The following is a 13,149-nucleotide window of genomic DNA, read 5'->3' as shown; positions in this document are numbered from 1 at the left end:
CCCCACGAGGGCTTGCGTCTACTAAAGAAGTGGGGAAAACCATGGCACGTGTTCTGATCGTCGACGATTCGCCGACTGAAATGTACAAATTGACCGAAATGCTCGAAAAGCATGGTCATGAAGTCCTCAAGGCCCAGAACGGCGGCGATGGCGTCGCGCTGGCCCGCCAGGAAAAACCTGACGCAGTATTGATGGACATCGTGATGCCGGGTCTCAACGGCTTCCAGGCCACCCGTCAGCTGACCAAAGACCCTGAAACCGGGCACATCCCGGTGATCATCATCACCACCAAGGATCAGGAAACCGACAAGATCTGGGGCGAGCGCCAGGGCGCCAAGGACTACCTGACCAAACCCGTGGACGAAGAAACCCTGATCGCCACCCTGAACAAGGTGCTGGCCGGCTGACGGCACGTTCCCATGACCGAGTCGCAAACTGCCTTCGAGCTGCTGCTGGACATCGACCGCCGCTGCCGCTTGCTGGCCGCCGACCTGCCGTCCCAGGAAACCCGGCTGCACAGCTGGAGCGGGATCGGGTTTCGCCTGGGCGAGCACTGGTACGTGGCGCCCATGGGCGAAGTCGCCGAAGTGCTGCATGAACCACGCTGCACCTTGATGCCCGGCGTCAAACCGTGGGTCAAGGGCGTGGCCAACCTGCGCGGGCGCTTGTTGCCGGTGATGGATTTGGGCGGGTTCCTCGGCTTTGACCTGTCGGTGGCGCGCAAGCAACGGCGGGTGCTGGTGGTGGAATATCAGGACGTGTTTGTCGGCCTGTTGGTGGACGAGGTGGTGGGCATGCAGCATTTCGCACAAGACGCGTTGTCGACGAACGCCGCGGCCGGCGCGCCGTTTATCCTGGGCCAGTTCGACGGCGACCCGCTGTGGCAGGTCTTCAGCCCCTTCGCCCTGGCCCAGGCTCCAGGCTTCATGGATGTGGCCGCATGAGTACCGTTACCCCCGCCAAACCCCAGGAAGCGTCCCGCAGCCGCTCCCAGATCATCGTCCTGTTTATCGCGTTGATCGTGTTCATCATGCTGCTGTTCGCCAACTTTGCGTACCTCAACACCCAGTCCACCTACGACAAACAGTACATCGGCCACGCCGGTGAACTGCGGGTGCTGTCCCAGCGCATCGCCAAGAACGCCACCGAGGCCGCTGCCGGCAAGGCTGCTGCGTTCAAGCTGCTGGGGGATGCGCGCAACGATTTCGCCCAGCGCTGGGGTTACCTGAAAAAAGGCGACCCGGCTACCGGCCTGCCCGCTGCGCCGCCCGCCGTGCGTGCGGAAATGCGCGCGGTGCAGACCGACTGGGAAGCGCTGCTGAAAAACGCCGATGCGATCCTGGCCAGTGAACAGACGGTGCTGTCGTTGCACCAAGTGGCCGCCACCCTGGCGGAAACGGTGCCGCAGTTGCAGGTCGAGTCGGAAAAGGTGGTGGATATCCTCCTGCAACGCGGCGCACCGGCCAGCCAGGTGGCCTTGGCCCAGCGTCAATCGTTGCTGGCTGAGCGCATTCTCGGTGCGGTCAACACCGTGCTGGCAGGCGATGAAACCGCCGTGCAGGCCGCCGATGCCTTTGGCCGCGATGCCAACCGTTTCGGCCAGGTGCTGAATGGCATGCTCCAGGGCAATACCGGGCTGCGCATCACCCAGGTTGAAGACCATGATGCCCAGGCGCGGCTGGCGGAAATCGCCGAGCTGTTTGAGTTCGTCTCCGGCTCCGTGGACGAAATCCTCGAGACCTCGCCGCAGCTGTTCCAGGTACGCGCTTCGGCGAGCAATATTTTCAACCTGTCGCAAACCCTGCTGGACGAAGCCTCCCACCTGGCCACCGGGTTTGAAAACCTGGCAGACGGGCGCACCTTCGACACCATCGGCGGTTACGTGTTGGGCTTGCTGGCGCTGGCCTCGATCATCCTGATCGGCCTGGTAATGGTCCGCGAGACCAACCGCCAATTGCGGGAAACTGCCGAGAAGAACGAGCGTAACCAGAACGCGATCATGCGCCTGCTGGATGAAATCGAAGACCTGGCCGACGGCGACCTGACCGTCACCGCCTCGGTCACCGAAGACTTCACCGGCACCATCGCCGACTCCATCAACTATTCCGTGGACCAACTGCGCGACCTGGTGGCGACCATCAACCTCACCGCCGGCCAAGTGGCGGGCGCGGTGCAAGACACCCAAGCCACCGCCATGCACCTGGCCCAGGCTTCGGAGCATCAGGCGCAGCAGATTGCCGAAGCGTCCACGGCGATCAACCAGATGGCCCAGTCCATTGACCAAGTGTCGGCCAACGCCGCCGAATCTTCGGCCGTGGCCGAGCGCTCGGTAGAGATCGCCAACAAGGGCAACGAGGTGGTGCACAACACCATCCACGGCATGGACAACATCCGCGAGCAGATCCAGGACACCGCCAAGCGCATCAAGCGCCTGGGGGAATCGTCCCAGGAGATTGGCGACATCGTCAGCCTGATCGACGACATCGCCGAGCAGACCAACATCCTGGCCCTCAACGCGGCGATCCAGGCGAGCATGGCCGGTGATGCCGGGCGGGGGTTTGCGGTGGTGGCCGATGAAGTGCAACGGCTGGCCGAGCGTTCTTCGGCGGCGACGCGGCAAATCGAAACGTTGGTGCGGGCGATCCAGACGGACACCAACGAAGCGGTGATTTCCATGGAACAGACCACCACCGAAGTGGTGCGCGGTGCGCGGCTGGCTCAGGACGCCGGCGTGGCACTGGAAGAGATCGAAGGCGTGTCGAAGACGTTGGCGGCGTTGATCCAGAGTATCTCCAACGCGGCGCAGCAACAGACGTCGTCGGCGGGGCAGATTTCCCTGACGATGAACGTGATTCAACAGATCACCACTCAGACGTCGTCGGGCTCCACCGCCACGGCCGAGAGCATCGGCAACCTGGCAAAAATGGCCAGTCAGTTGCGGCGGTCGGTGTCCGGGTTCACGTTGCCACCGGCGCTGTAGGCGCGAGCTTGCTCGCGAAAAACCAGAGAGCGCCGCGTGCATTCAGAATGCCCGCGTCATCGTTAGCGTTCTTCGCGAGCAAGCTCGCTCCTACAGGGATGTATGTTCAAGCAACACAGCAACTCATGAATTCAGACGGGAGCGGTTATGGTTGATCGGCACGACTACGTGGCCCTCGAATGGGTCAAGGGCGAAATTGCCGAAACCCTGAAACAGGCCCGTTCGGCGCTGGACGCCTACGTGGAAGACGGCAGCCGCGAGGCCATCAGCCAGTGCCTGGCCTGCATCCATCAGGTCCACGGCAGCCTGCTGATGGTCGAGTTCTACGGCGCAGCCCTGTTCGCTGAAGAAATGGAACAACTGGCCCTTGCCCTGCGAGGCGCGCGCGTCAGCCAGCGCGACGAGGGCATTCGCCTGCTGCAACAGGGCCTCGGCCAACTGCCGCTGTACCTCGACCGTGTACACAGTGCCCGGCGCGACTTGCCCTTGGTGGTGCTGCCGCTGCTCAACGACCTGCGCAGCGTGCGCGGCGAAAGCCTGCTCTCGGAAACCAGCCTGTTCAGCCCGCAACTGCTGATGATCCCGCCGCTGCCCGAAGAAGCGCTGGCCCAGCGCACGCCGGAGGATTTCCCCGGGTTGCTGCGCCAGTGGCGGCAGATGCTGCAACAGGCACTGGTGGGCTTGCTGCGCGAAGACCACGGCCCCAGCAACCTGGAAGACATGGCGCGGGTCTTCGCCCGCCTCGAAGCCCTGTGCCAGGGTGCGCCGCTGTTACCGTTGTGGCAGGTGACCTCGGCGCTGGTGGAAGGCATGCTCATTGGCGTGGTCGCCAACAGCCCGGCGTTGCGCAGTTTGCTTAAAGCCTGCGACAAGGAACTCAAGCGCCTGCTGATCCAGGGCATCGACGGGATCAACACCCCTGCCCCGGATGAGTTGCTCAAGAGCCTGTTGTTCTACGTCGCCAAAGTCACCCGACCGACTCCACGGATGCAAAGTTTGAAAGAACGTTATGGCCTCGATGAAGCCCTGCCCGACAGCGCCGTGGTAGACGCCGAACGTGCCCGCCTGGCCGGCCCCGACCGCGATGCCATGGGCTCTGTGCTCGGCGCGCTGTGCGAGGAACTGGTGCGGGTCAAGGAGCGCCTGGACCTGTTTGTACGCAGCGACCGCCAGCACGCCTCGGACCTTGATGCGTTGCTGGCGCCCTTGCGCCAGATCGCCGACACCCTGGCCGTATTGGGCTTTGGCCAGCCGCGCAAAGTGATCATCGACCAGTTGGCGGTGGTACTTGGCCTGGCCCAAGGGCAGCGCGAGCCCAACGACGCAGTCTTGATGGACGTCGCCGGTGCGTTGCTCTACGTCGAAGCCACGCTGGCCGGGATGGTCGGCACCGTCGAGCCGGAACGCCGTGAAGAAAGCCGCCTGCCCACCACCGACCTGACGCAGATCCATCACCTGGTGATCCGCGAGTCCTGCCAGTGCCTGACCCAGGCCAAGGAGCTGGTGATCGACTGCATTGAGGCCCACTGGGACCGCCAGCGCCTGGAGTCGTTGCCCGAGTTGCTGACCCAGGTGCGCGGCGCCCTGGCGATGATTCCGCTGCCCCGGGCGGCGAGCCTGATGCGTGGCTGCAATGATTACGTCAACGAGCAACTGATGGTCAGCGACGCCGCACCTTCCGAGGCGCAGCTTGAGCATTTTGCCGACGTGCTCACCAGCCTCGAGTACTACCTGGAGCGCATGCTCCAGGACCACGACGCCCCGGGCGAGCGTGTGCTGGAAGTCGCCGCCGAAGGCCTCGCAGCGCTGGGCTATCTGCCGGCCGAAAAGCCTTGGCGCCAGGCACTGCTCGCTCAGGACGACTCGCCTTCGGAGCAAATTCCGTTTCTCGCGGATGCGCTGGCCAGCCCCACCTCACGCCTCAATCCGCCGGCGCTCCAGCGTCCTGGCAGCCTGCTGCCGCCGCCTGCGGGCGAAGAAGCCATCGACGACGAGTTGCGGGAAGTCTTCCTCGAAGAAACCGCCGAAGTCCTCGACGTGCTGCACCGCTACGTACCCGCCGGCACCGCGAGCCTGGAAGACAAGGCCACCCTGAGCGAAATGCGCCGAGCCTTCCACACCTTGAAAGGCAGCGGTCGTATGGTCCGCGCGCTGGTGTTGGCGGAGTTGGCCTGGTCGGTTGAGAACCTGCTCAACCGGGTGCTCGAGCGCAGCGTCGCGCCGGGCCCGGAGGTGCAAGCGGTGCTGGATGACGCGCTGGCATTGCTGCCTGAGCTGATCACCGATTTCGCCGCCGATGCCCAGCGCCAGCGCGACGACGTAGACGAACTGGCGGCACGGGCCCATGCCTTGGCCAGCCGTATCGAGCCGTCAGCCACAGACCCGGCCACCCTGGACCCGCAACTGCTGGAGATCTTCCGCAACGAAGCCCAGAGCCACCTCGACAGCCTCAACCATTTCCTGCAACAGGCCACCGAGCACCTGCCACTGCAAGTCAGCGATGAACTGCAACGCGCACTGCACACCCTCAAGGGCAGCGCCTACATGGCCGGCGTGTTGCCCATCGCCGAACTGGCGCGACCGCTGGACCATCTGACCCGCGAGTACAAGGCTCACCGCCTGCCGCTGGACCTGGATGAAATCGAATTGCTGCTGGAAGCCGAGGCGCTGTTCCAGCGTGGCGTGCGCCAGCTGGACAGTGATCCCCACGCAGCCATTACCGGCGCGGCAGGGCTGATCGAACGCACGCAGAACCTGCTGAACAGCCAGCTTGAAGCCCTGCTGAATGCGCCCAACACCGGCCTGCGCATCAAGCGCGACCCGCAGTTGATCGCCAACTTCCTGGCCCAGGGCATGGACATCCTGCTGGACGCCGAAAGCCTGTTGCGCCGCTGGCAACAGCACCCCGGCGAGCGTCAGGAACTGAGCGCGCTGCTGGACGAACTGACCACCTTGGGCGAGGGCGCGCACCTGGCCGACCTGCACCCGATGGACGAGTTGTGCGAAGCCTTGCTCGACCTCTACGGCGCGGTGGAAGAGAGCAGCCTGGCGGTCAGCGAGCGCTTCTTCCACGAGGCCGAACAGGCCCACGAAGCCTTGATCAACATGCTCGACCAACTGGCCGCCGGCCAGGAAATCAGCGCGGCGCCGGCCCGTGTGCGAGCCTTGCGCGAGTTGCTGGATGAAGGGCTTGACCCGTCCGCCACCGGCCTGATCAAAACCGATGGCAGTCGCGCGCTGAGCATCTCCGAACTGGGTGCCGCCACGGCGAAGCTGGACCAGGGTTTCGCGATGGATGAGGAGATCGTCGAGATCTTCCTTGAGGAAGCGGTGGATATTCTCGACAGCGCCGGCCAGTCCCTCAAACGCTGGTTGCTGGACCCGGATAACCCTGCGCCGCTGTCGTCGTTGCAGCGGGATTTGCACACCCTCAAGGGCGGTGCACGCATGGCCGAAATCGGCGCCGTAGGCGACTTGGCCCTGGAGCTGGAAAACCTTTACGAAGGCCTGGTAGACCGTCGCTACAGCTATTCCGCCGAGCTGGGGAACGTACTGATGGCCAGCCATGAGCGACTGGCGCTGCTGCTTGAACAGTTGCAACACCCGCAACCGCTGAGCGACGCCACCGACCTGATCAGCCACCTGCGTGAATTGCGCCAAGGCACCGGGCAAGCGGCGCCCGCAGCGGCCGCCGAAGTCGAGACGCCGGGCACTGATCCGGAGCTGCTGGATATCTTCCTCGAAGAAGCCGCCGACATCCTCGACAGCTCCGGCGCCGCGCTGTTGCGCTGGCAGGCCGAGCCGAAAAGTCGCCAGGAAGTCGAGACCCTGCTGCGGGACCTGCACACCCTCAAGGGTGGCGCGCGCATGGTCGAGATCGGCCCGATTGGCGACCTGGCCCATGAGCTGGAATTTCTCTACGAAGGCCTGTCTGCAGGTTTGCTGGCGCCCTCGGCTGAACTGTTCGCGTTGCTGCAAGGTTGTCACGACCGCCTGGCGCAGATGATCGACGCGGTGGCGGCGGGTATGCCGGTGGGCGCCGTGGATCAGTTGATCGAGCGGATCAAAAGCCTGGTGCATCCGGCTGACGTGAGCGCTGCACCGGTTGCCTTGGCGGCGACCAAGGCCGAGGCCCTGCCGGCCAGCGATCCGGCCGCCGACATGGTGAAAATATCGGCCGACTTGCTGGATGACCTGGTCAACCTGGCCGGCGAAACCTCGATCTTCCGGGGGCGTATTGAGCAACAGGTCAACGATGCGAGCATCGCCCTGCATGAAGTGGAAACCACCATCGAGCGCATGCGCGACCAGTTGCGCCGCCTCGACACCGAAACCCAGGGTCGCATCCTCAGCCGCCAGCAGGCCGAGGCCGAACGCCTGGGCTATGAAGAATTCGACCCGCTGGAAATGGACCGCCATTCCCAGCTGCAACAACTGTCCCGGGCCTTGTTTGAATCGGCCTCCGACCTGCTGGACCTCAAGGAAACCCTCGAGCGTCGTAACCAGGACGCCCACGACCTGCTGCAGCAACAGGCGCGCATCAACACCGAGTTGCAGGAAGGCCTGATGCGCACGCGCATGGTGCCCTTTGAACGCATGCTGCCGCGGCTTAAACGCATCGTGCGGCAAGTGGCGGGCGAGCTGGGCAAGGACGTGGAATTTATCGTCGGCAACGCTGAAGGCGAGATGGATCGCAACGTGCTGGAACGCATGGTCGCGCCGTTGGAACACATGCTGCGCAACGCCGTTGACCATGGCCTTGAATCCCGCGACGCGCGCCTGTTGGCGGGCAAACCGGAAAAAGGCCGGATCACCCTGGACCTGACGCACGAAGGCGGCGACATCGTTTTCGACATGCGCGACGACGGTGCCGGCGTGCCGCTTGAGGCCGTGCGGCGCAAGGCAATCAAGCGGGGTTTGCTCGACCCGAATCTGGAAATCAGCGACCGCGATGTGCTGCAGTTCATCCTGCAGCCGGGGTTTTCCACCGCCGAAAAAATCACCCAGATTTCCGGGCGTGGCGTGGGCATGGACGTGGTGCATGAAGAAGTGCGCCAGTTGGGTGGTTCGATGGTCATCGATTCGACGTCGGGGCAGGGCGTGCATTTTCGCATTCGCCTGCCGTTCACCGTGTCGGTTAACCAGGCGTTGATGGTGCAGTGTGCGGGTGATCAATACGCGATCCCGCTGAACACCATCGAAGGCCTGGTGCGGGTCATGCCCCATGAGTTGGAAGGGCATTTCCAACAGGACCCGCCGCGTTACGAGTACGCCGGCCAGCGCTACGAACTGTTCTACCTCGGCGACCTGCTGCACACCGTTGGCCGCCCGAACCTGCTGGGCCAGTACCAACCGCTGCCGGTGCTGCTGGTGCAGTGCAACGAGCGGCGCGTGGCGGTGCAAGTGGATGCCATGGCCGGCACCCGCGAGATCGTGGTCAAGGGCCTGGGGCCGCAGTTTGCCGGGGTCAAGGGCTTGTCGGGTGCCACCATCCTGGGCGATGGCCGCGTGGTACTGATCATCGACCTGCTGGCGCATATTCGCGCTCGGCCACCGGCCCTGCCGGCCCAGGCGGCCGACGCACCGTTGATCCTCAACGACCCCCTGAAAAAGCGCCCGCTGCTGGTACTGGTGGTGGACGACTCGGTCACCGTGCGCAAAGTCACCAGCCGTTTGCTGGAGCGCAACGGCATGAACGTGCTCACCGCCAAGGACGGCATCGACGCCATGGCCGTGCTGGAAGAGCACACCCCGGACCTGATGCTGCTCGACATCGAAATGCCGCGCATGGACGGTTTCGAAGTGGCCATCCAGGTACGCGACGACCCACGGCTGATGCGCATGCCCATCATCATGATCACCTCGCGCACTGGGCAAAAACACCGCGACCGCGCCATGGCGATTGGCGTCAACGACTACCTCGGCAAGCCTTATCAAGAGTCGGTGCTGCTGGAAAGCATCGCTTACTGGAGCAAGTCCCGTGCTTGATCACCGCGCTACGCAACTTACTGGCTTGCTGCTGCCCTTGGCCGACCGCCACCTGTTATTGCCCAACGTCGCCGTGGCCGAACTGATCGACTTCCAGCGCGGCGAACCGGCCAGCGACGCGCCGCCGTGGTACCTGCGGCAAGTCACCTGGCGGGATCGGCAGTTGCCGCTGATCAGCTTTGAGGCCGCGTGTGGCGAATCGGGCGTGGTGGGCGAACGGGCACGGATTGTGGTGCTGAACGCCCTTGGAGGACGGCCGACATTGAAGTTTATTGCGTTGGTGATCCAGGGGATTCCGCGCTCGTACAAGCTCGATAGCCAACTGAGTTATGTGGACGTGCCGTTGTGCCCGCTGGAACTGGCGGCGGTGCAGGTGGGTGAGCATGTGGCCAGGGTGCCGGACCTGATGGGGTTGGAAGCGTTGTTGGTCGAGGCTGGATTGGCCTGAATCCGCTATTTTCCAAGACCAATGATGACCCCTGTGGCGAGGGAGCTTGCTCCCGCTGGGCTGCGAAGCGGCCCCAAAACCAACCACCTCATATAGCCAGGCGCTCTGCGGTTGCCTTTATTTGAGCGGGCTTTTCTCATTCAGAGAGGGTGCAGCACCAGAAAATCAGCAATCAGCATCCCTGCCAGGTACACCATCAAAACCGCCACGCCCGCGTCCAATAAACGCCAGACCTTTGCCGAACGAAACAACCCCGTCAGCCTTTGACATCCCAATGCCAAAACCACAAACCACACCAGCGACGCGGTCATCGCCCCGCTGGCGAAGGACGCTTGTTGGCCGCTGGGCTTTGCCGCACCAATAGAGCCAATCAGCACCACGGTATCCAGCCAGGCATACGGATTGGCAAATCCAAGTATCACCGCCGTGCGCAGTAATCCTCGTTGTGAGGTGAGGTCACCCTGAGTCTCTGGCATCGACTTGTTACGCACGCACGCCAATAACCTCTGCCCACCAAACCACAATAGATAGGCCGCTCCTGACAGCAGCAAAAAAGCTACCAAACCTGGCTGGCTGCCGAGCAATGAGCCCAAGCCCGTAACGCCAAGAGCGATGAGGATGATATCGGCGAACACGCATACCGCCACCACGCCCCAGACGGGACCGCGACTGACACCCTGGCGAATGACCAGGGTGTCCTTCGGTCCAGGAGCGGCGAACAATCCGATGCCTAATATCAGACCTTCAAGATAAAGGGCGTTGAAGTCAGGAATCATGAGGTGCTCGGAAAGGTAGATGTAAAGGGTGTTCAACGAAGCTGGTAGGGGGCGAGTGTGCAGGGTTCAAGGCACGGGGCGGCGAGCAGGTTGTCTTTTTTGGCGGACAAAGAAATGATGGTCACCTAAACGTGGGAACCAACAACTCCGTATGAATATAAAAACGCGAGATACCCTCAGGTCACTGGTTGCGCGACGCAGCCGAGAGTTGGGCAAACCCCTGACGATGTTGGCCAAGGAGGCGGGAATCTCCAGGACCTACCTGTACGCTCTGGCGGGCGGTGCGTCCAAAGACCCGTCCGTACGCACGTTGATCAAGCTGGCCAAGGCGTTGCAGGTTTCTCCTTTGCTGCTGTTTCGCTACTTCGCTGACCTGACAGGCGCGCCCGCCAATGCGTGCTCGATGGCGACCACCAATCGGGCAGTAGGTATTGATGATCCGCAAGACATTGCCGTGTTCAATGCCGATGTCACGACGCCTGATCAAACGGTCGTGTTGCCGGGGGAAGTTTTTCAGAAAACCTGGGAGATTCAGAATCTAGGCACACGACCCTGGCGTGGGCGGCGACTGGTGCGTGTTGACGGGGAATATGTGATTGCCCGTCGCGCTGACGCACAAGGCCAACTGGAGGTGGTGATGGATACTCACCTGCGTAGCCTGCACAGCGAACTCCCTATTGCCGATACGCTGCCGGGTCAGCCGGTGCATATCAGCGTGGAGTTTGCAGCACCCAGGGAAACCTGCACGGTGGCTTCAATCTGGAGAATTGAGGATGCGCAGGGGGAACCTTGTTACGGGCCTGCGTTCATTTTGCATGTGTTGGTTAATGTCATGGCGCGTTGAGTGCCCGGTCGGATTTTTGTCAGTCAATCCGTGCAAACCGCTCGATTCTCGGTTGCTCCCGATGCTCTGCTTGCCATAGGTCATACGCACTTTGCATCGATAGCCACAACCGAGCTTTGCTGATACCTGCCCGTTCAAGCCTTACGGCAAGATCCGGGCTGATGGGCGCATGTCCGTGGAGGATTCTAGAGAATGTCTCCCTGGCGAAGCCAAGACGCCGTGCCATCTCAGTAATGGTGATGCCCAAGGCCGGGATCACGTCCTCAAGCAGGATTTCGCCAGGGTGGGGAGGGTTATGCATGTCCATATCGATGCCTTTACTCAGTGGTAGTCCAGATAATCAACCAGTTCTACCTGGTCATTGAACATCCGAAAAATAATGCGCCAGTTACCGCTGATACTGACGGACCAGTAGTCGATCAGATCGCCTTTCAATCGGTGAAACCGCCAGCCGGGCAGGTCCAGTTCATCACGGTGTTTGGCTCTATTCAGAACCAGCAACACACGACGCAAGCGTTTTGCATGGTCTGCGTTGATGCCTTTGGTAGAGCCAGTCTCAAAAAAGACCTTGAGGCCTTTATGTTTCCAGCTAACGATCATGGCGAGATTGTGATGTGATACATCACGCTGTGCAATGGCCTTGTATCGGGTTTGGGTATCAGATTCATAACGCCCAGTCGGTGACATGATTCGGACCGAAAAGGCTAGAGAGGCAGGTTCCGGGCAACAACCCGAAAAGTTCGTAGGAACAATCAGCTTGTGATTTACGGTCGGATTTTTCCTGCAACCTCTCGCGCTGTGCATGAACTTATTGTGCCCTGCGATCGCGCCTAGTCTTCGCCCGTCATCGCAAAAAAACGGTGACGCGGGGTTGTTGGAGCAACTGATTGCGCATACACAAGCGTTGTTGAAGGGGGTTGAACAGTTGGTGACTCAACGGGAATGGCGATGATCGGAATGGCATCCCTGCGCACAACTGCCACCCTACGAACACACTGCTTTACCAATTAATCTCAATCTCCGTCGGGTGGCAACATACGCTCAACTACGCACGAAAGCCTGAAGGGGGCCGTAGTCATTTATGTCGGCGGCACGCAGTGCATGGATATATAACGTGCGTACTTCGCTGGCTGCTATCAGGTTCGCGCTTCCCCAAGAGAACGGAGCGAGCCCTTGCTGCCTCAGGAGACAGTCGGTCATAAGGCGTGAGTGTCGTCCGTTTCCATTGGGGAATGGGTGCAACGACACGAGTTGGTGGTGGAAGCGCACAGCCACCTCTTCGGCAGGGAACACGTCGTGCTCCAGCCAGTAGGTCGTGTTATCGAGTAACTGGCGCAGGTTGACTGAGATTTTCGTCCAGTCGCAGCCAATATTTTTGTCGGACTTGCGAAACGTCCCGGCCCAGAGCCAGGTATCGCTGAACATTTTGATGTGAAGTTGACGGCAGAAGTGTTCGTCCAGGACGTCCAGCTTTTTTTGCCGCCCAAGCCAGCGCATGGCCTTGATGATGTTTGCCGCTTCCCATTCATCAAGTTCACCTTGAGTACCGATGTGCTTTGGCTTCAGGCCTGCGGCTTCATCAAGGTCTAACGGTGTTTGCCCAGGTTTGAGTTCAAGTTCTATCGCCATAGTCGAGCCCACGATCCGGAGAGCAGTTCTTTGCGTCGATCATCCACCTGGCTTTCGATGAACGTATCTGAAGGCCGCTGATCTTCAAGGCTCATTGTGTGGGTGACACCCATAATCTCTTGTCTGGCCAGCCACTCGGCGCGGGCTTCAACCGTCTGGTGCAGTGGTTTTCGCGGCACCAGGGCGTAGACGAGCTCGCAGTCCAAACCCGCCGCCAGCTTGCGTAATTGCGCGAGTGTGATCCGATCTTCGGCTTCGGCCCGTTCCGACTGTTGCAAGGTTGCGAAGGCTACGCCAACCAAGGCTGCTTGAGCCCTTAACGATCGGCCCAGTGCTTCCCTGATGGAGCGTAGCCAGCCGCCCGGCGGCGTGGGCTTGCCTCGCAGGGCTTCAAAGGGTTCGAGTGCCCGCTCCACTTGGGTTAGGCGCAATTTAGAGAGATCGGATGAGGCCATGAGATGCCACCTGTTTTAGCCTGGAAGTA

General features: G+C 61.6%; 11 protein-coding genes. 6 read left to right on the top strand and 5 right to left on the bottom strand.

The annotated features are described in order from the left end of the window. The first annotated feature begins 41 nt into the window (after positions 1–41). The 5 genes from pilH (at position 42) to HX855_RS16750 (ending at position 9,416) form a co-directional block, all read left to right on the top strand. On the top strand, positions 42–407 hold the full coding sequence (gene pilH, locus HX855_RS16770) for a twitching motility response regulator PilH (RefSeq protein ID WP_017476512.1): 366 nt from the start codon (positions 42–44) through the stop codon (positions 405–407). 12 nt (positions 408–419) lie between these two features. Further along, positions 420–944 (top strand): chemotaxis protein CheW, encoded by a 525-nt coding sequence (locus HX855_RS16765; RefSeq protein WP_177086914.1) that lies wholly within the window; start codon positions 420–422, stop codon positions 942–944. Continuing rightward, on the top strand, positions 941–2,980 hold the full coding sequence (locus HX855_RS16760) for a methyl-accepting chemotaxis protein (protein WP_177086916.1): 2,040 nt from the start codon (positions 941–943) through the stop codon (positions 2,978–2,980). The genes HX855_RS16765 and HX855_RS16760 overlap by 4 nt, the downstream gene beginning before the upstream one ends. 147 nt (positions 2,981–3,127) lie before the next feature. Continuing rightward, on the top strand, positions 3,128–8,968 hold the full coding sequence (locus HX855_RS16755; RefSeq protein WP_177086918.1) for an Hpt domain-containing protein: 5,841 nt from the start codon (positions 3,128–3,130) through the stop codon (positions 8,966–8,968). Further along, positions 8,961–9,416 (top strand): chemotaxis protein CheW, encoded by a 456-nt coding sequence (locus HX855_RS16750; RefSeq protein WP_010167660.1) that lies wholly within the window; start codon positions 8,961–8,963, stop codon positions 9,414–9,416. The genes HX855_RS16755 and HX855_RS16750 overlap by 8 nt, the downstream gene beginning before the upstream one ends. Positions 9,417–9,556: 140 nt before the next feature. Here the strand turns inward: HX855_RS16750 and HX855_RS16745 are convergent, their stop codons facing one another. Beyond that, positions 9,557–10,192 carry a LysE/ArgO family amino acid transporter gene (locus HX855_RS16745; protein WP_177087142.1) on the bottom strand — a complete coding sequence of 212 codons (636 nt, stop codon included), beginning with the start codon at positions 10,190–10,192 and terminating at the stop codon, positions 9,557–9,559. A 208-nt stretch (positions 10,193–10,400) separates the two neighbouring features. Here HX855_RS16745 and HX855_RS16740 point away from each other — a divergent pair, with 208 nt between their 5' ends. After that, positions 10,401–11,036 (top strand): NBR1-Ig-like domain-containing protein, encoded by a 636-nt coding sequence (locus HX855_RS16740; protein ID WP_256353024.1) that lies wholly within the window; start codon positions 10,401–10,403, stop codon positions 11,034–11,036. A 19-nt stretch (positions 11,037–11,055) separates the two neighbouring features. Here HX855_RS16740 and HX855_RS16735 read toward each other — a convergent pair whose 3' ends face one another. The 4 genes from HX855_RS16735 to HX855_RS16720 form a co-directional block, all read right to left on the bottom strand. Beyond that, positions 11,056–11,343 (bottom strand): HigA family addiction module antitoxin, encoded by a 288-nt coding sequence (locus HX855_RS16735; RefSeq protein ID WP_010167658.1) that lies wholly within the window; start codon positions 11,341–11,343, stop codon positions 11,056–11,058. A 14-nt stretch (positions 11,344–11,357) separates the two neighbouring features. Next, entirely contained in the window at positions 11,358–11,636 is a 279-nt protein-coding gene (locus tag HX855_RS16730) for a type II toxin-antitoxin system RelE/ParE family toxin (RefSeq protein ID WP_177087144.1), read from the bottom strand. 441 nt (positions 11,637–12,077) lie between these two features. Then, positions 12,078–12,665: a mobile mystery protein B gene (locus HX855_RS16725; RefSeq protein WP_177086922.1), complete on the bottom strand. Its 588-nt coding sequence runs from the start codon at positions 12,663–12,665 to the stop codon at positions 12,078–12,080. Then, entirely contained in the window at positions 12,656–13,120 is a 465-nt protein-coding gene (locus HX855_RS16720) for a mobile mystery protein A (RefSeq protein ID WP_177086924.1), read from the bottom strand. Before HX855_RS16720 ends, HX855_RS16725 begins: the two co-directional genes overlap by 10 nt. Positions 13,121–13,149 lie beyond the last annotated feature (29 nt).

It is taken from the genome of Pseudomonas sp. IPO3778, from assembly GCF_013386825.1.
Taxonomy (GTDB): domain Bacteria; phylum Pseudomonadota; class Gammaproteobacteria; order Pseudomonadales; family Pseudomonadaceae; genus Aquipseudomonas.
This window is presented reverse-complemented; position numbering and strand designations above follow the sequence as displayed.